Source organism: Mycobacteriales bacterium, assembly GCA_035504215.1.
Taxonomy (GTDB): Bacteria; Actinomycetota; Actinomycetes; order JAFAQI01; family JAFAQI01; genus DATAUK01.
Window position 1 is genome coordinate 25,068 of record DATJSI010000025.1, and the last position, 18,521, is coordinate 43,588.

The 18,521-nt window shown below is 72.2% G+C and carries 18 protein-coding genes; all 18 read right to left on the reverse strand.

What is annotated here, in order from left to right; translation table 11 throughout:
- Positions 1 to 203 precede the first annotated feature (203 nt).
- On the reverse strand, positions 204 to 1,151 hold the full coding sequence (locus VME70_02325) for a response regulator (protein ID HTW19029.1): 948 nt from the start codon (positions 1,149 to 1,151) through the stop codon (positions 204 to 206).
- A complete protein-coding gene (gene rpe / locus VME70_02330) occupies positions 1,148 to 1,828 on the reverse strand; it encodes a ribulose-phosphate 3-epimerase (protein ID HTW19030.1) in 681 nt (226 codons plus the stop codon). Before rpe ends, VME70_02325 begins: the two co-directional genes overlap by 4 nt.
- Positions 1,829 to 1,866: 38 nt before the next feature.
- Positions 1,867 to 3,231, reverse strand: coding sequence for a transcription antitermination factor NusB (locus VME70_02335; GenBank protein HTW19031.1), 1,365 nt, complete (start codon positions 3,229 to 3,231; stop codon positions 1,867 to 1,869).
- Positions 3,228 to 4,157, reverse strand: coding sequence for a methionyl-tRNA formyltransferase (locus VME70_02340; GenBank protein HTW19032.1), 930 nt, complete (start codon positions 4,155 to 4,157; stop codon positions 3,228 to 3,230). The genes VME70_02335 and VME70_02340 overlap by 4 nt, the downstream gene beginning before the upstream one ends.
- A 13-nt stretch (positions 4,158 to 4,170) precedes the next feature.
- The gene (def, locus tag VME70_02345; protein HTW19033.1) at positions 4,171 to 4,719 is read right to left on the reverse strand and encodes a peptide deformylase; all 549 of its coding nucleotides are present in this window, start codon (positions 4,717 to 4,719) and stop codon (positions 4,171 to 4,173) included.
- A gap of 75 nt (positions 4,720 to 4,794) precedes the next feature.
- Positions 4,795 to 6,732, reverse strand: coding sequence for a primosomal protein N' (locus tag VME70_02350; GenBank protein ID HTW19034.1), 1,938 nt, complete (start codon positions 6,730 to 6,732; stop codon positions 4,795 to 4,797).
- A gap of 137 nt (positions 6,733 to 6,869) precedes the next feature.
- On the reverse strand, positions 6,870 to 8,072 hold the full coding sequence (gene metK, locus VME70_02355; GenBank protein HTW19035.1) for a methionine adenosyltransferase: 1,203 nt from the start codon (positions 8,070 to 8,072) through the stop codon (positions 6,870 to 6,872).
- A 50-nt stretch (positions 8,073 to 8,122) separates the two neighbouring features.
- Complete coding sequence (locus VME70_02360; GenBank protein ID HTW19036.1) at positions 8,123 to 8,716, reverse strand: GNAT family protein; 594 nt, start codon at positions 8,714 to 8,716, stop codon at positions 8,123 to 8,125.
- Positions 8,713 to 9,936 (reverse strand): bifunctional phosphopantothenoylcysteine decarboxylase/phosphopantothenate--cysteine ligase CoaBC, encoded by a 1,224-nt coding sequence (coaBC, locus tag VME70_02365; GenBank protein ID HTW19037.1) that lies wholly within the window; start codon positions 9,934 to 9,936, stop codon positions 8,713 to 8,715. The genes VME70_02360 and coaBC overlap by 4 nt, the downstream gene beginning before the upstream one ends.
- Positions 9,937 to 9,955: 19 nt before the next feature.
- Positions 9,956 to 10,219, reverse strand: coding sequence for a DNA-directed RNA polymerase subunit omega (gene rpoZ, locus VME70_02370; protein ID HTW19038.1), 264 nt, complete (start codon positions 10,217 to 10,219; stop codon positions 9,956 to 9,958).
- 66 nt (positions 10,220 to 10,285) lie between these two features.
- Complete coding sequence (gene gmk / locus VME70_02375) at positions 10,286 to 10,852, reverse strand: guanylate kinase (GenBank protein HTW19039.1); 567 nt, start codon at positions 10,850 to 10,852, stop codon at positions 10,286 to 10,288.
- Positions 10,842 to 11,180: an integration host factor, actinobacterial type gene (gene mihF / locus VME70_02380; protein ID HTW19040.1), complete on the reverse strand. Its 339-nt coding sequence runs from the start codon at positions 11,178 to 11,180 to the stop codon at positions 10,842 to 10,844. The genes gmk and mihF overlap by 11 nt, the downstream gene beginning before the upstream one ends.
- 92 nt (positions 11,181 to 11,272) lie before the next feature.
- The gene (pyrF, locus tag VME70_02385; protein ID HTW19041.1) at positions 11,273 to 11,989 is read right to left on the reverse strand and encodes an orotidine-5'-phosphate decarboxylase; all 717 of its coding nucleotides are present in this window, start codon (positions 11,987 to 11,989) and stop codon (positions 11,273 to 11,275) included.
- Positions 11,989 to 13,098 (reverse strand): dihydroorotate dehydrogenase, encoded by a 1,110-nt coding sequence (locus tag VME70_02390; GenBank protein ID HTW19042.1) that lies wholly within the window; start codon positions 13,096 to 13,098, stop codon positions 11,989 to 11,991. The genes pyrF and VME70_02390 overlap by 1 nt, the downstream gene beginning before the upstream one ends.
- Entirely contained in the window at positions 13,095 to 13,952 is an 858-nt protein-coding gene (locus VME70_02395) for a dihydroorotate dehydrogenase electron transfer subunit (GenBank protein HTW19043.1), read from the reverse strand. The genes VME70_02390 and VME70_02395 overlap by 4 nt, the downstream gene beginning before the upstream one ends.
- Entirely contained in the window at positions 13,952 to 17,263 is a 3,312-nt protein-coding gene (gene carB / locus VME70_02400) for a carbamoyl-phosphate synthase large subunit (protein ID HTW19044.1), read from the reverse strand. Before carB ends, VME70_02395 begins: the two co-directional genes overlap by 1 nt.
- Positions 17,263 to 18,366, reverse strand: a complete 1,104-nt coding sequence (carA, locus tag VME70_02405) for a glutamine-hydrolyzing carbamoyl-phosphate synthase small subunit (protein HTW19045.1) — start codon at positions 18,364 to 18,366, stop codon at positions 17,263 to 17,265. Before carA ends, carB begins: the two co-directional genes overlap by 1 nt.
- The gene (locus tag VME70_02410; GenBank protein ID HTW19046.1) at positions 18,359 to 18,511 is read right to left on the reverse strand and encodes a hypothetical protein; all 153 of its coding nucleotides are present in this window, start codon (positions 18,509 to 18,511) and stop codon (positions 18,359 to 18,361) included. The genes carA and VME70_02410 overlap by 8 nt, the downstream gene beginning before the upstream one ends.
- Positions 18,512 to 18,521 lie beyond the last annotated feature (10 nt).

Here is an 18,521-nt window from a genome sequence, read left to right on the forward strand (position 1 = left end):
CGCGCTGCCTCTCATCCGGACTCTCACCGTCGGTCCTGGACTCACACCAGGTCCACCGGCCGATGGCGTCGGCCGGGTCGCGGACTGCGGACCCGCCGCAAGGCGGGCCGTTCACCGCCGGTTCGGGGTTTCACCGATCCCGGAGCGCGCGGGGCGTTCGCCTCCATTGTGCACCGGGAACCGGGCATCGGGATCCGGGACGGCTACGTGGGTTGCAGCTCCTCGCCATTGGCCCGCCGGTCGATGGCGACGATCGAGCCGGAGCGGCCCTTCGCCACCGCCTTCATCTCGTTCGCGACCGCGACGACATCGCGCCGGTCGGTGTAATGACGCCGTTCCGTGGTGGCGACGCCGATCGACACCGAGGTGATCGGGTAGTGCCGCTCGTGCCCCTGCCGATCGACGACGGCAAGGTAGCCACGCTCGACGTCGTCGGCTTCATGCAGGTCGAGCACCCCGTCGTCGAAGCGCTCGAGCGCTCCGAGGCACAACGGTTCTACTTGGTCGGGGGTGCACACCACGACGAAGTCGTCGCCGCCCACGTGACCGATGAAGGCGGGTGGTGGCGCGGTCTCGGCCGCGGAGAGCTTCAGGCAGGTCGCGAGCAGCTCGATGACCTCGTCGCCCCGCATCCAGCCGTACCGGTCGTTGAACGCCTTGAAGTTGTCGAGATCGACATGGCAGACCGCGAACCCTTCGTCACTCGCGGTACGCCGCTCGATCTCCTCGTTGATCTGGTGGTTGCCGGGCAGGCCGGTCAGCGGCGAGACCGCGCGCATGTCTGCGTTGCGTCGCAGCGTCGAGCGAACCCTCGCGATCAGCTCGAGCGTGTCGAACGGCTTGACGAGATAGTCGTCCGCGCCCGCGCTCAACCCGCGCACCTTGTCGGACGAGAGGCTGGTGCCGGTCAGCATGATGACCGGAAGGTTCGCCGTTGCAGTGCTCGACCGCAGCTGGCGAACCAGCTCGATCCCGTCGATGGTCGGCATCATCACGTCGACCAGCGCAAGGTCCGGCAGCGCCGTCCCGATCAGCCGCAGGGCGCCGAGCCCGTCCCGTGCGACGACGACGTCGAAGCCCTCGGCGACCAGGTTGCGCTCGATGAAGTCGGCGACCGCGGCATCGTCGTCGACGACGAGAACCGTGCTCACGGTCCGCACCACCATGCCGAGCGGCCGGCTGCCTCGGCCCTTGCCCGCAGCCGCCGGACCGCTTCGGCCGGGTCATCCGTGCCGTACACCGCCGAGCCGGCGACGAACACGTCTGCGCCCGCCTCGGCACAACGCTCGATGGTGTCGTCGTCGATGCCGCCGTCCATCTGGATCCAGACCGAATGTGCGCCGTCGCGTACCAGCTCGCGAGCGCGGCGAATCTTCGGGACCACCAGATCGAGAAACGCCTGACCACCGAAGCCCGGCTCGACCGACATGATGAGCACGGTGTCGATCTCCGGCAGCAGGTCGGCGTACGCCTCGATCGGGGTCGCCGGCTTCAGCCCGAGGCCGGCCCGGGCTCCGGCCGATCGCAGCGCCCGAGCCAGCCGCACCGGGGCATGTGCGGCCTCGGCATGGAACGTGACACTCCGCGCGCCCGCCTCGGCGTACGCCGTGGCCCAGCGGTCGGGGTCGTCGATCATCAGGTGGCAGTCGAGCGGGAGCGGCGTGTGCTTCAGCAACGCCTCGACGACCGGAAGCCCGATCGTGAGGTTGGGCACGAAGTGGTTGTCCATCACGTCGACGTGGATCCAGTCCGCGTCGGAACCGATGACCGCGACCTCATCGGCGAGCCGGGCGAAGTCGGCCGAGAGGATGCTCGGCGCAATCTGCATTCGGCCGCCTCGGGAGGTGCAGCTCGAAGCTGCGTAGGTCACGGGAGTTCGTCCAGTTTACGCCGCAACAGCGCGACGAACATGGCGTCTGTGCCATGCCGGTGCGGCCATAGCTGCAGCGTCCGGCCGACTCCCCCGGCGGGCAGCTCGGGAAACAGCGGGGGGACGTCGACGGCCTCGACATCGCCGCGGCCCGCGGTGACCGCCGCCACGACATCGGTGGTTTCGCGCCGGTGCGGCGAGCAGGTCACGTAGCCGACCAGTCCGCCCGGTCGCACGGCGTCGATCGCTCGCTCGAGCAGCGCTCGCTGGAGCGGGTGCAGACGTTCCACGTCCGCAGGCTGCCGGCGCCAGCGCACCTCGGGGCGGCGGCGAAGCGCGCCGAGCCCCGTGCACGGCGCGTCAACCAGCACCCGGTCGAAACCGCCTTCCGGCCAGCCCGGCCGCGTGGCGTCGGCGACCACGACCCGGCCGCGCCCCGGGCCGAGCGCCTGCGCGGTCAGGCGGGCCCGGTGCGCTGAGCGGTCGACCGCCAGCAGGCGGCCGTCCGCCGGCAGCAGGCCGGCGAGCAGGCTCGCCTTGCCGCCGGGTCCCGCGCACGCGTCGAGCCAGCGCTCGTCGCCGCCCTCGAGCGGAGCGCGCGCGAGTGCCAGGGCGGCCAGCTGGCTGCCTTCGTCCTGGACCGCCGCCCGTCCGTCCCGCACCGCTGCGATGCCGGCCGGGTCACCGCCGGCGAGCCGGACCGCGTAGGGCGACCACGGCCCCGCGCTCGCCGCCGGGCCGGCCAGCCCGAGCAGCTCGGCACGCTCGATCCGCCCGGGCCGGGCGACCAGGTGCGTCACCGGTCGCTCGTCGGTGAGGGCCCGGTCCAGCTCGCCGAGATCCCCGTCGAGCGCGTCGAGCAGCGCGGTCGCGATCCACTCCGGGTAGCCGCGCTCGAACCCGAGCCGCCCGACCGGATCCGCCGGCGCCAGCCGCTCGACCCAGCCCGCCCAGTCACGTTCGGCCACCCGCCGCAACACGGCATTGACCAGGCCGCTGGTGCGCGGACCGGCCAGCTCGCGGCCGAGCTCGACCGTCGTCGAGACGGCCGCGTGCGGCGGAACCCGGGTGTGCAACAGCTGGTAGGCGCCGAGCCGTACGACGGCACGGACCGGCGGGTCGAGGTCGGCCGGCGGCCGTCGCGCGGCCACCGCGAGCACGGCGTCGAGGCTGCCCTGCCGGCGAAGGGTGCCGTAGGCGAGCTCGGTGGCAAATGCCGCTTCGGTGCCGCTGATCGAGCGCTCGCGCAAGATCCTCGGCAGCAGGAGGTTGGCGAACGCCTGGTCGCGGTCGACCGCGAGGACGACGTCCGCAGCAGCCCGGCGTGCTGGATCGGTGCTGCTCCGGGCCGCAGCGCTCACCCGAACCGCTCGCCCTCAGCCAGCCGCAAGCCGCGGGCCCAGTCCGCCGCGGCCATCGGGCCCCGGCCCTCCGGTCGAACCTCCTGGAGCCGGACCGGTCCGCTGCCCGTGCCCACCAACACCTCGTCGCGGCGGGCACTGAGCTCGCCCGGGCCGAGCCCGGCGTCCTCGCCGAGCGGCTCGACCGGGCCGAGCCGCAACCGGCGTCCGCGCAGCTGCGTCCAGGCTCCCGGCACCGGCGTGCACGCCCGCACCTGGCGGTCCACCGCAATCGCGGCAGCGCCCCACCCGACGCGCGCGTCGTCGGCCGTGATCTTCGGCGCCAGGCTGACGCCTTCCGCAGCCTGCGGCAGCGGAACAACAGTGCCGTCCTCGATGCCGTCCAGGGTGGCCACCAGAAGCGCTGCGCCGTCGGCCGCAAGCCGCGTCACGAGCTCTCCCGCGGTCTCCCTCGCTCCGATCTCGGTCGTCATGACGCCGTACACCGGGCCGGTGTCGAGCCCGGCCTCGAGCCGGAACGTCGTCGCGCCGGTGATGTCGTCGCCCGCGAGGATCGCGTGCTGGACCGGCGCCGCGCCCCGCCACGCCGGCAGCAGCGAGAAGTGCAGGTTGACCCACCCGGCGGCGGGTACGTCGAGCGCGGCCGGCGGCACGAGAGCGCCGTACGCGACGACCGGGCAGCAGTCCGGCGCGATCTCGCGCAGCCGGGCGAGGAACTCGGGCTCGGACGGCCGGACCGGACTCAGCACCTCGATCCCGGCGGCTCTGGCGCGCTGCTTGAGCGGGCTCTCGGACACGCCGTGGCCGCGGCCTGCACGCGCGTCGGGCCTGGTGACCACCGCCACCAGCTCGTGCCGCGGCGAGGCCAGCAACGCGTCGAAGGACGGCAGCGCCGCGGCCGGGGTACCGGCCAGCACCAGCCGCATCAGGGTGCCGCCGCTACAGCGCGAGGCCGCTGGTGGCGTGCGGAGAAGCCTTGATCGCGGGCGGGGTCAGGCCCGACCACTCCGCCTCACGGATCGCCCTCATCGCCGCCTTGCGCTGCTCGCGGTCCAGGCGGTCGATGAACAGGATGCCGTCGAGATGGTCGACCTCGTGCTGGATGCAACGCGCCAGCAGGTCACTGCCGTCGACGGTCACCGGGTCACCGTGCATGTTCATTCCGGTCGCGACGACCCGCTGCTTGCGCTTGGTCGGGAACGACAGCCCGGGAAAGGACAGGCAGCCTTCGTCGCCGTCCTGGTCCTCGTCGCCGACGACGCCGATCACGGGGTTGACGAGATGGCCGAGCTCGCCGTCGACGTCGTAGGTGAACACCCGCAGACCCACCCCGATCTGCGGTGCCGCCAGCCCGACCCCGGGGGCGTCGATCATCGTGTCCGCGAGGTCCTTGACCAGCCCGCGCAGCTCCTTGTCGAAGGTCGTGACCGGCTCAGCAGGCGTGGTCAGCACCGGATCGCCGAACAGACGAATGGACTGAACCGCCACAGCTGCACTCCCTGCTACCCGATCCGCGACCCGATCCGCACCGGCCTCCATGCTAGGTCGGCGGACCGCCCGCGCTCAGGCAAGGACCACCGGGTCGATCTCGACGCGAACCACCCCCGGTGCCTTCCGGGCGCTTCGACCGGCTTGCGCCGCCTTGAGGGTGGCGGACAGCTGCGCACCGCTCCCGCGGGGCACCCGGACCAGCATCCGCTCCTCCGCCTCGCCGTCCGAGCCGGCGGTCGGGCGTAGCGCCGGGACCGGCCCGAACCGCTCGGCGCCAGGAGGCAAGTCGAGGGCCGACAACAGCTCGCTCACCGCGGCCGGCACGCCGGTCAGCGCCGCCATCCGCGCGATCGGGGGCAGGTGCAGCGAGCGCCGGTCCTCGAGCTCGCGCTCCGCGTGCCATCTCGGCTGCCACCGCACGAGTGCCTGCACCGGCCGCAGCTCGCCGGGCGCGACGACCACGACGCGGCCACCCGCGGCAGCTCCCCGCACCAGCGCGGCCGCGCCCATCCAGCGGCGGACCGCCTCCTCGCCGGCCCGCAGGTCCGGCCGCGAGACGAGCAACCAACCGTCGAGCAGGACCGCTGCGGAGTACCCGCCAGGGGCAAGCGGCTCGGCGCCCGGGGTGGCAATCACCAGCGCGGGCCGCTCGTCCACGCGATCGAGCACGGTGCTGCCCCCCGAGGTCTTGACCGGCACGCCCGGAAAGGCCCGGCCCAGCTCCTCCGCCGTACGCCGCACCCCGACGACGACGGCGCGCAACGCCTCCCCGCCGCAGACCCGGCACGACCACGCGGTCGCGACGACGCCGCACCAGCGGCAGGCGGGCGCACGGTCGCCGGGCCCGAGGGTCAGCGGCCCGCCGCACGCCGTGCAACGCGCAGGGGTGCGGCACCGCTCGCAGGCCAGGCCGGGTAGGTAGCCGCGGCGCGGCACCTGGACGAGAACCGGACCATCCCGCAAGCCGTCCCGCGCCGCCCGCCAGGCGATGGTCGGCAGCCGGGCAGCGCGCGCCGCCGGATCGTCCGCCAGCTCGTCGTCAGTGCCCGTGGCGCGGATCGACGCAACGGCTCGCCGTCGCGCGCCGGCATCTGGCTCCAGGTAGGCCGCCCAGCCCGACTCGACCAGCTGCGCCGCCTCCGCGGTCACCGCGTGCCCGGCCAGGAGCAGCCCGGCGCCCACCCGGTGGGAGCGCAGGACGGCAACCTCGCGCACGTGGCAGTACGGCGCGCGCGGCTCCGCGTGCAGGTCGTCACCGTCGTCCCACACGATCACCAGGCCGAGCCGCTGCACCGGCGCCCACACGGCCGCCCGGGTGCCGACAACCGCGCGGGCGACCCCGCGGCTCACCGCAAGGAAGCGCCGATAGCGCTCGGCGGGACCGAGATCGGCGGTCAGGGACACCACGACCGCCGCGCCGAGCTCGGCGACGAGCGCGGCCTCGACTCGGGCGACGTCGCGCGCGTCGGGCACGACCACCAGCACTCCCCGACCACCGCGCACGGTCGCACCGGCGGCGCGGGCGAGCTCGGCCGGCCAGTCACCCGGCAGGACCTCCCACACCCGCCGCGGCCGTCCGGCCGCGAGCTCGGCGATCAGCTGCTCGCCGCCCGGGTACCGATCGAGACCGGGGTGAGCCGCGGGCTGCGGCACGGCGGTCGTCGGGTCCGGGCGGCTAGCCCGCTCGGCGGTCGCGTGTCGCGGCGGGACGGCGAGCCGCAACACGTCAGCGAGCGTTCCTGCATAGCGGTCGGCGACCGCCCGCGCCAGCCCGGCGACGTCCGCGGTCAGGACCGGCTCGCTGCCGAGCACGCGCTCGACGAAGGCCAGCTTGCCATCGTGGTCGGAGCGCTCGGCGCGTTCGAGCACGATGCCGTCGACCAGCTGGCCGGCAAAGCGGACCCGAAGCCGGACACCGGGCTGGGCCGCGTCGGCCTGCGCGGCGGTGAGCAGGTAGTCGAACGGGCGGTCGAGGTGGGCCAACGGGACATCGACCGCGACGCGCGCCACCGGAAGGGTGGCGGCCGGCTCGCGCGGCGTCCGGGCAGCCGACCGGCTTCCCTGACCGCGCCGGGTCGCGCTGGTCACGTCACAGGTCTAGCAGCGGGACCGGACGCCGGTGCACCACCGTCCCCAGCGGCGCGGGGTCAGAGCCCGGCGGCGGTCCGCAGGGCGTCGGTCCTGGTCGTGGCCTCCCAGGTGAAGTCCATGTCCGGCCGGCCGAAGTGTCCGTACGCCGCCGTCTGTGCGTAGATCGGCCGCAACAGGTCGAGGTCCCGGATGATCGCGGCCGGGCGCAGGTCGAACACCGACAAGATGGCGTCCTGGATCTTCTGGTCCGGGACGACCCCGGTCCCGAAGGTGTCCACGAATGTGCCGACCGGACGGGCCTTGCCGATGGCGTACGCGACCTGCACCTCGCAACGGCGGGCCAAGCCGGCCGCGACGACGTTCTTCGCGACCCAGCGCATGGCGTAGGCGCCCGAGCGGTCGACCTTGGACGGGTCCTTGCCCGAGAACGCGCCGCCGCCGTGGCGGGCCATCCCGCCGTAGGTGTCAACGATGATCTTGCGGCCGGTCAGCCCGGCGTCGCCCATCGGGCCGCCGATCTCGAACCGGCCGGTGGGGTTCACCAACAGTCGGTAGGCGGCGCAGTCGATGTCGAGCCCGTCCACCTCGGGCGCGACCACGTGCTCCTGGATGTCGGGTGCGAGCAGGGTGTCGATGTCGATGTCGGAGGCGTGCTGGCTCGACACGACCACGGTGTCCAGCCGGACCGGCCGGTCGTCGGAGTACTCGATCGTCACCTGGGTCTTGCCGTCCGGGCGCAGGTAGGGAACCAGCCCGCTCTTGCGGACGGCGGCCAGCCGGCGTGCCAGCCGGTGCGCCAGGGCGATCGGCAGCGGCATCAGCTCGGGGGTGTCGTCGCACGCGTAGCCGAACATCAGGCCCTGGTCGCCGGCGCCCTGGCGGTCCAGTGGGTCCGGGGTGTCCAGGCCCATGCGGTGTTCGTAGGCGTCGTCGACGCCCTGGGCGATGTCCTTGGACTGGCTGCCGATCGAGACGCTCACCCCGCAGGACTCGCCGTCGAAGCCCTTGCGTGAGGAGTCGTAGCCGATCCCGAGGATGGTCTCGCGCACGATGGCGGGGATGTCAACGTAGGTGTCGGTCTTGACCTCTCCCGCGATGTGGACCTGGCCGGTCGTGATCAGCGTCTCGACCGCGACCCGGCTGGACGGGTCGTCCTTGACCATCGCATCGAGGATCGCGTCGCTGATCTGGTCGGCGATCTTGTCCGGATGGCCCTCGGTCACCGACTCGGAGGTGAACAGCCGACCAGACACGCACAGTCCCCTTCGACTCGCCGGTCCCGGGCCGGTCCCGGCAGGCGCGGTCGAGTTTAGTGGCCGGTCCGGCGTACGTCGGAAACGGCCACCCGGGCACCCGGCCAGTCCTGCGCCAGGATCGCGTACATCGCGAGGTCGACGAACCCCTGCGGCAGCTCCTCGGCCTCGCGGCGGATGCCTTCCATCGTCATGCCGAGCCGCTCCGCAATCGCCCGGCTGCGCACATTGCCGGTCGCCGCGAGCAGCTCGACCCGGTGCATCCCGATCTGCTCGAACGCCAGGTCGAACATCGCCGCGACCGTACGGGTCATCAACCCGCGGCCGACTGCGCCACTGGCGAGCCAGTACCCCACCTCCGCCGAGCGTCGCAGCGCATCGAGGCGCAAACCGACCAGCCCTCGGAACTCACCGTCCTCGCGAACAGTTGCGTGCAGGCCGGTGCCGGTCTGGTTGACGAGGTCCAGGGACTCCAGGAACCCGCGCTCGGTCTCGAGATCAACCGTCGCGTCCACCCACGGCAGCCACTCCCGCAACCGCTCGCGCTCGACGTCGATGACGGCGAACGCCTCGTCGGCATCGCGTGCGCTCGTCGCGGTCAGGGTCACGCCGCCGTCCAGCTCGATCGGCAGCAGCGGGCGACCGGTCACTGCGCGAGCCGCGCGGCGACCAGGTCCCAGACCGCGTGGCCGAGCAGGTCCTTGCTGCCCATCGGCACGACGGTCGTGCTCCCGTCCGAGCCGAGGATGGTCGCGGCGTTGTCGTCGGCGTCGAACGTACGACGCTCTCCCACCTCGTTCACCACGATGTAGTCGCAGCCCTTCGCGGCCAGCTTGGCCCGGCCGTTCTCCAGCGCGTCATCGGTCTCGGCCGCGAACCCCACGACCACCTGGCCGGCGCGGCGCCGGTTGGCGGACAGCTCGGCCAGCACGTCGGCGGTTCGGGTCAGCACCACCGGCTCCGGGTCCGTATCGGTCTTCTTCAGCTTCGACGCCGAGCGCCGCACCGGCCGGAAGTCCGCCACCGCCGCCGCCATCACCACCGCGTCGGCCTGGCCGGCCGCCTCGAGGACGGCATCCCGAAGCTCTTCCGCGGTCCCCACCCTCACGACCTTCGCGCCGGCCGGGTCGGCGAGCGCGGTGTTCGCCGCAACGAGGGTGACTTCGGCGCCCCGCGCCACCGCGGTCCGCGCGAGGGCGTAACCCTGCCGCCCGCTGGAGCGGTTGCCGAGGAAACGCACCGGGTCGAGTGGCTCGCGGGTGCCGCCGGCCGATACGACGACGTGCCGGCCGCGCAGATCGGGCGACGTCACGCCGCGGGCGAGGACGATACGCGCAACCGCATAGATCTCATCCGGCTCCGGCAACCGCCCGATCCCGCTGTCAGCGCCGGTTAACCGCCCCACCGCCGGCTCGAGCACGACGACGCCCCGCTCGCGCAGCAGCGCGACGTTCGCCCGGGTGGCGGCGTGCTCCCACATCTCGGTGTGCATGGCGGGCGCCACGACCACCGGGCAAGCAGCGGTGAGCAGCGTCGCGGTCAACAGGTCGTCGGCGCGACCGGCCGCCATCCGGGCCAGCAGGTCGGCGGTTGCCGGTGCGACGACGACCAGGTCGGCGCCGCGCCCGATCGCGACGTGCGGGACCTCGTGGACATCGCTCCACACCTCGGTCGTCACGGGGTTGCCGGACAACGCCGCCCAGGTCGGCGCGCCGACGAACCGCAGCGCCGAGCCGGTGGGGACGACGCGCACGTCATGGCCGCTCTCGGTGAACCGCCGGAGCAGCTCGCAGGCCTTGTAGGCGGCGATTCCGCCGCACACGCCGAGCACGACGCGCCGACCGGATCCCGCCGCCGGCTGCGGGCTCATCGATGCCCCGCGCGAGCGGTCAGGCCTCGACCTGCTCGAAGGTCAGCAGGTCCTCGTTGGCCTCGCGCAGTGCCACCGACAGCGGCTTCTCCTGCACGTGCGCAGGAACGAGCGGGCCGACGTACTCGAGCAGACCCTCGCCGAGCTGGGAGTAGTAGGCGTTGATCTGGCGGGCCCGCTTCGCGGAGTAGATGACGAGCGCGTACTTGCTCTCGACCTTGTCGAGCAGCTCGTCGATCGGCGGGTTCGTAATGCCCTCGGGTCGCGCGGCAGTGCCGGACACGTGGCGCCTCTCATCGTTCGGGGGATTCGCGCTCCAGGCTAGCAGTCGCAAGCGCGGCGACCCGGCTCATGAACCGGTCATGAGCTCCACGATCCGGTCCGCCGCGGCCTGCACCGAGCGGGCGACCACCACCTCGTCGAACTCGTCCTCGGCGGCCAGCTCGACCCTGGCCTGGTCGAGCCGCCGGCTGATCACCTCGGGCGGCTCGGTGCCGCGCCCGCGCAGCCGCCGTTCCAGCTCTTCCCACGACGGCGGCTTGAGGAAGATCAGCAGCGCGTCCGGCACCAGTGCCCGGATCTGGCGAGCCCCCTGGATCTCGATCTCGAGCAGGACGAGATCCCCGGCCGCGAGGTGCTCGTCGACCGGCGTCCGCGGCGTGCCGTAGAGGTTGCCGGCGTACACCGCGTGCTCGAGCAACTCTCCGCGCTCGACCAGGCGCGCGAACTGTTCGGGCGTCACGAAGTGATAGCTCGCGCCGTCGACCTCCCCCGGTCGGATCGGCCGGGTGGTCGCGCTGACCGAGTGCCAGATCCTCGGCTCGGTACGCCGAAGGTGCTCGACGACCGTGCTCTTGCCGACGCCGGCCGGACCGGACAGGACGGTGAGCCGGTTCGCAGCCGCGTCAGTTCCCATTCGGGGCGGCGGACCCAGCCGAGAACTCGCGCTCGAGGGCGGCTCGCTGGTGGGCACCGAGCCCGCGGACCCGGCGGGTCGGTGAGATCCCGATCTTTTCCATGATCCGTGCCGCGCGAACCTTGCCCACGCCCGGCATCGACTCGAGCACGGCACTCACGCGCATCTTGCCGACCGCCTCGTCGGAGTCACCGGCGCGGAAGACATCGTCGAGGGTGGCGCCGGAGTGCTTGAGCCGCTCCCGCAGGTCGGCGCGCGCCTTGCGAGCGGCCGTTGCCTTTGCCAGCGCGGCGGCCCGTTGTTCGGGGGTCAGCGGCGGGAGGGCCACGATGCGTTCACCTCTCCGTCAGGATCGGCCCCGAAAGCGAGCCGGGAGCCACTGCGCTCACAGTCGCGGCGAACCTAGCGAGCAGGGCGGGGTTAGGCAACCTCGGCGGGCGCGAGCGTGGCAGCAATCGCCGCAGCCGCCTCACCAGGATCATCAGCGCCGGTGATCGGGCGGCCGATCACCACGAGATCGGCACCATCCGCGAGCGCGGTCGCGGGTGTCGCGGTACGGGCCTGGTCGTTCGAGGCGACACCTGCGGGGCGCACACCAGGGACGAGGAGCACGACCTCCGGCCCCAGCGCAGCGCGGACGGTCGCGACCTCGTGCGGCGAGCAGACGATGGCCCGTGCGCCGGCTCCGGCGGCCAGCCGGGCCAACCGGGCGACGGCGTCGACCGGCGGCCCGGCGAGGCCGATCTCGTCGAGCTGGCCGGCGGACAGTGAGGTGAGCACGGTGACCCCGGCGATCCGCGTGTCCGGCAGCGCCTCGGCGGCGGAGGCGATCATCGCCGGGCCGCCAGCGGCGTGGACGGTGAGGTACGTCGGAGCGAGCGGGGCCAGCGCGCGAGCGGCCCCGGCAACGGTCGCCGGGATGTCGTGCAGCTTGAGGTCGAGGAACAGCTCGCGTCCGGTTCCGTCCTGGATTGCGTGCACCGCGCGAGCGCCGTGGGCGCTGAACAGCTCGAGGCCGACCTTGAGGCACCGAACGTGCGGCGCGACGGCGTGCGCCCATCGCAGCGCAGTGTCGAGGTCAGCGGTGTCCAACGCCACGGCGATCGGCGCGACCGCCGCCGCCGTGGGGTCGCTCATCAGGCGTCCTCCGTCAGTCGCAGCGCCTCGTCCTCGTAGGTCGTGTCGTAGGTGTCCTCCGCAGGCGGGTCGGCGGCGGCACCCATCGGCTCCGGCGCCTCGGGGATCACCATGTCGGGCGGGCGGTGGCCGAGGCCGATCGCCTGGTCCAGCCGGGTCATCCCGCGCGCCGCGAGCACCTCCCGGAGCTCGCGCGAGACCCGCGCGGGTGCGCCGGGGTCGTGGAAGATCACCGTGCCCACCTGCACCGCGCTGGCCCCCGCCAGGATGAACTGGAGCGCGTCGAGGCCGGTGCGGATGCCGCCGATTCCGAACAGCGGCACCTCCGGAAGCGCCTCGTGCACCTGCCAGACGCAGCGCAGCGCGAGCGGCCGGATCGCCGGCCCCGACAGGCCACCGGTGACGCCGGCGAGGGTCGGCCGGAGAGTCTGGGTGTCGATCTCCATGCCCAGCGTCGTGTTGATCAGCGACAGGCCGGTCGCACCGGCATCGACGCACGCGCCGGCGATCTCGACGAGGTTCGTGACGTCGGGCGACAGCTTCGCGAAGACCGGAACCGCCGACGCCGTTGCCCGGCGGACGGCGCCGACCACGGAGGCGGCCGCGTGCGGGTCGCACGCGAACACCTGCCCGCGGTCTTCGACGTTGGGACAGGAGATGTTGACCTCGATCATGGCCAGCGGCTTGCCGCGCAGCTTGCTCGCGAGCTTGCCGTAGTCCTCGATGCTCGAGCCGGCAATGGAGACGACGACACGGACGCCGTGCTCCTCCAGCCACGCCAGGTCGCGATTGACGAAGACCTCGACCCCGGGCCCCTGCAGGCCGATCGAGTTGAGCATGCCGCTGGGGGTCTCCGCCATCCGCGGCGTCGGTCGCCCGGCCCGCGCAGTGAGCTGGATCGACTTGGTCACGACCCCGCCGATCGCGGTGAGGTCGTTGAACGGCGCGAGCTCGCGACCGGACGCCGCGCAGCCGGAGGCGGTGAACACGGGGTCGGGCACCGTGAGCGGACCGAGCGTCGTCGTCATGTCGACCGCCGCGTGCCGGGTGGGCTCGCCACCGCGGCGCAGGGTGATCCCCATCGGCCGGTCGCTCCTGTAGTCGGTCATTTCTGCCCCGCACCGACGGCGTCGTCAGGAACGGTGCCGAGCGCATCCCACCGGATCCGGTCGCCGGCGAAGACCGGCCCGTCGACGCAGGCCCGCATCATCCGGGTCTGGTCGTCGCTGCCGACCACGGGGAGCACGCAGGTCATGCAGACACCGACGCCACAGGCCATCGACTCCTCGACGAGAAGCTGCGTCGGGATGCCGGCCCCGCCGTAGGCCGCGCCGGCGATCCGCTGCACCGCTTCGAGCATCGGCATCGGCCCGCAGGCATAGACCACGTCCGCATGCACGCGGTCGATCACCTCGGGAAGCACGTCGGAAACCTTGCCCTTCTCGCCGTACGAGCCGTCGTCGGTCGTGAAGGCGACGCTCGCGGCCATCCGCTTCGCATCCAGCGCGCCGAACATCCGGTCGCCGGTCGACGCGCCGAGCACCGCATCGATGCGACAGCCCCTCGTGCGCAGCGAGTCCGCGAGCATGAACAGCGGCGCCGAGCCGTAACCGCCGCCGACGAGCACGCAGTTGGCCGGCTCCCGCGGCAGCGCGAACGGCCGGCCGAGCGGCCCGACCACATCGATCGGGTCGTATGCCCGCTGGCGTGCGAGCCATCCCGTGCCCCTGCCGGTGACGGAGAAGATGAACTCCACCGTGCCGCCGTAAACGCCGGTCTCGCGCACCTGGTAGATCGAGAACGCGCGTCGCAAGAGGGTGCTGCCGTCGGGGCCGCCGACCGCGACCGCGACGAACTGCCCGGGACGGGCGTTCTCGGCGATGCCGGAGGCGACGATCGTCATCGAGTAGTAGTCGCCGATCGGCTTGAGGCTCAGCACCTCACCCTTGACCTGGACCGGCATCAGCTTCCACTCCTCGGCTCGTCGGGCGCCGGCCGGCCGGCTCGGGCCGCGCTGATCACTGCATGATGTCGCTGCAGTGGCGCGACGCCAACCTCGCCCCCGCGCAGGGCCTCGATCCCCTGCACCGCGGCGCCCAGCGCCTGGATCGTCGTCAGACACGGTATGCCGCGCACCACGGCGGCGGTCCGGATCTCGTAGCCGTCCAGCCGAGGTCCCGAATTGCCGAACGGCGTGTTGACGATCAGGTCGACCTCGCCTGCCAGGATCAGGTCGACAACGTCCGGGTCGTCGTCCGAGCCCGGGTCCGAGACCTTGCGGACGATGGTCGCCCCCACCCCGTTGCGGCCCAGCACCTCGGCGGTTCCCTCGGTGGCGAGCACCTCGAAGCCGAGGTCCGCGAGCCGCTTGACCGGGAAGATCAGGTGCCGCTTGTCACGGTCGGCGACCGAGACGAACACCCGGCCCTTGGTGGGCAGCCCGCCGTACGCCGCCTCTTGTGACTTCGCGAACGCGGTGCCGAAGCCGGCGTCGACACCCATGACCTCTCCGGTCGACTTCATCTCGGGGCCGAGCACGGTGTCGACGCCACGGAAGCGGTTCCACGGGAGCACTGCCTCCTTAACGCAGATCGGCGCGTCCAGCGGCAGGTCGGCGCCGTCGCCCGCGGGCAGCACCCCTTCGGCCCGGAGCTCCGCGATCGTCGCGCCCAGCATCACCCGCGCGGCGGCCTTGGCGAGCGGCACCGCGGTCGCCTTGGCGACGAACGGCACCGTGCGGCTGGCCCGCGGGTTTGCCTCCAGCACGTAGAGGACATCGCCGGTCAGCGCGAACTGCACGTTCAGCAGCCCGCGGACGCCGACCCCGCGGGCGATCGCCTCGGTCGCCTCGCGGATGCGCGTGACATCGGACCGGCCGAGGGTGATCGGCGGGAGCGCGCACGCCGAGTCGCCGGAATGGATCCCGGCCTCTTCGATGTGCTCCATGACCCCGCCGAGGAACAGCTCGTCCCCGTCGAACAGCGCGTCGACGTCCACCTCGATCGCGTCGTCGAGGAACCGGTCGACGAGCACCGGATGCTCGGGGCTGACCTCGGTGGCGCGGTCGATGTAGGACCGCAGCGTGTCGTCGTCGTACACGATCTCCATGCCCCGCCCGCCGAGGACGTACGACGGCCGGACCAGCACCGGGTAACCGATCCGCTCGGCGATCGCCTTCGCCTCGTCGTAGGACCGCGCCGTCCCGTGCTTCGGCGCGACCAGTCCGGCATCGGCAAGGACCTGGCCGAACGCGCCGCGTTCCTCAGCCAGATGGATCGCCTCCGGCGGCGTGCCGACGATGGGGACGCCGGCATCCTTCAACCGCTGCGCGAGACCGAGCGGCGTCTGCCCACCGAGCTGCACCACGACGCCGGCCACCTGGCCGGAGCGCTGCTCGGCCGCGACGACCTCGAGCACGTCCTCCGCCGTCAGCGGCTCGAAGTACAGCCGGTCGGACGTGTCGTAGTCGGTGGACACAGTCTCGGGGTTGCAGTTGACCATCACGGTGTCGAAGCCGGCGTCGTGCAACGCATAGCACGCGTGCACGCACGAGTAGTCGAACTCGACGCCCTGTCCGATCCGGTTGGGACCGCTGCCGAGGATCAGAACCTTGGGCCGGTCGCTCGGCTCGACCTCGTCCTCTTCGTCGTACGACGAGTAGTGGTACGGCGTCCGGGCTTCGAACTCAGCGGCGCACGTGTCCACCGTCTTGAAGACCGGCCGCACCCCGAGCGCGTGACGCAAGCGCCGGACGTCGTCCTCACCGATGTCTGCGCGGATGCCGGCGATCTGCAGGTCGGAGAAGCCGTGCCGCTTCGCGTGGCGCAACAGCTCGGCATCCAGCTGACTCGCGCGACGGACGTCGTCGGCAACGTCACTGAGCAGAACCAGCTGGTCGAGGAACCACGGGTCGATGCCGGTCCGGCGGTGCAGCTCGTCGACGGCCGCGCCGGCGCGAACTGCTTGCACGACTGCCTGCAAACGCCGATCGTGCGGTCGCGCCGCGCGCGGCATCAGCTCGTCGCGCACGCCGACCGGCGACCCGAAGTCGAGCTCCGCACCCTTGGCCTCGAGCGACCGTGCCGCCTTCTGCAGCGCTTCGGGAAAGCTGCGACCCAACGCCATGACCTCGCCCACGCTCTTCATGTGCGTGGTCAGCGTCGTGTCCGCACCCGGGAACTTCTCGAACGCGAACCGCGGAATCTTGACGACGACGTAGTCGAGGCTCGGCTCGAAGCTCGCGGGCGTCTGCTCGGTGATGTCGTTGGGGATCTCGTCGAGGGTGTAGCCGAGCGCGAGCTTCGCCGCGATCTTCGCGATCGGGAAGCCGGTCGCCTTGCTGGCGAGCGCACTCGACCGGGAGACCCGTGGGTTCATCTCGATGACGACCTGGCGGCCGGTACGCGGGTCGACCGCGAACTGGATGTTGGACCCGCCGGTCTCGACGCCGACGGCGCGAATGACGGCGAACGCAGTGTCCCGCATCCGCTGGTACTCGCGGTCGGTCAACGTCATCGCGGGGGCGACCGTGATGCTGTCGCCGGTGTGCACGCCCATCGGGTCGAGGTTCTCGATCGAGCACACGACGACGCAGTTGTCCTTGCGGTCACGCATGACCTCGAGCTCGAACTCCTTCCAGCCGAGGACGCTCTCCTCGACGAGGACTTCGTGCACCGGGCTCGCGTCGAGACCGACCGCGACCATCGCGCGCAGCTCGGTCTCGTCGTGTGCGAACCCGGAACCGGCTCCCCCGAGGGTGAACGACGGCCGCAACACGACCGGGTACCCGAGATCGGCCGCGACGCCGACCGCGTCGCCGATCGAGCGCACGAGCGTGCTGCGCGCGTGGTCGGCATCGATGGACCGGCACACCTCTTTGAACCGCTCGCGGTCCTCACCGGCATGGATCGCGTCGATCGACGCCCCGAGCAGCTCGACGCCGTAGCGTTCGAGCACGCCGCGCTTGTGCAGCGCGACGGTGACGTTCAGCGCGGTCTGTCCGCCGAGAGTCGCGAGCAACCCGTCCGGCCGCTCCTGGGCGATGACCTTCTCGACGAACTCCGGCGTGATCGGCTCGACGTACGTCGCGTCGGCGAACTCGGGGTCGGTCATGATCGTCGCCGGGTTCGAGTTGATCAGGCTCACCCGCAGACCCTCGGCGCGCAGCACCCGGCAGGCCTGCGTCCCCGAGTAGTCGAACTCGCAGGCCTGCCCGATGACGATCGGACCCGAACCGATCACCAACACGCTGGACAGGTCGGTACGCCGCGGCATCAGGCGCCGGCCATCAGGTCGACGAAGCCGGCGAACAGATCGGTCGCGTCATGGGGGCCGGGTGCCGCCTCCGGGTGGTACTGCACCGAGAACGCGGGCACGTCCAGGCAGCGAATCCCTTCCACCACACCGTCGTTGAGATCGACGTGGCTGACCTCGACCCGGCCGAACTCGGTGTCCACCGGACCGTCGGTCGGCGCGGCTACGGCGAAGCCGTGGTTGTGACTCGTGATCGCGATCCTCCCGGTGGCGCGGTCCTGGACCGGCTGGTTGACCCCGCGGTGGCCGAACAGCAGCTTGTAGGTGCCGAAGCCGAGCGCCCGACCGAGCACCTGGTTGCCGAAGCAGATGCCGAACACCGGCTTCACGCCGAGTACGCCGCGCATCGCGGCGACCGGTCCGTCGGCGGTCGCCGGGTCGCCGGGTCCGTTGGAGAAGAAGACACCGTCCGGGTCGACCGCCAGCAGCTCGGCTGCGGTCGATGACGTCGGCAGCACGTGCACGTCGCAGCCCAGCCGCGCGAGGTAGCGCGGCGTCGACGCCTTGATCCCGAGGTCGACGGCCGCAACCGTGAAGCGCCGGGTGCCGACCGCGGGGACGACGTACGGCCGTGCCGTGGTGACCTCACCGGCGAGGTCGGCGCCGGCCATGCCCGGACTGGCGAGGACGCGCTCGAGCAGTGAGTCCGGATCGGTGGCGGCGCTGCTGACGCCCACGCGCATCGCACCGCGCTCGCGCAGGTGCCTGGTCAGCGCACGGGTGTCGATGCCGCTGATGCCGACGACACCGCTCGCGGCTAGTTCGTCGTCGAGCGTGCGCCGGGCGCGCCAGCTGCTCGCCACCCGCGCCGGGTCACGGACCACGTAGCCGGAGACCCAGATCCGCCGGGACTCCGGGTCGTCGTCGTTGACTCCGGTGTTGCCGATGTGCGGCGCGGTCTGGACCACGACCTGGCGGTGGAACGACGGATCGGTCAGCGTCTCCTGGTAACCGGTCATGCCGGTCGTGAAGACCGCCTCGCCGAAGGTCTCGCCGCGCGCGCCGTAGGCCTGGCCGCGAAAGGTCCGGCCGTCCTCGAGGACCAGGATGGCGGGCTCAGTCATCGTCGCCGTCCCGACCGTGCCGAACCCGCTGGACGACGATCCAGGCGGCGAAGCTCACGAAGATGACCGCAGCGATCACGGCGACCACCCACCCGCCCCAGAACGGGTGCGGGTCGACGAGAACGGTCTTGGTCGCGAGCAACATCTCCACCAAC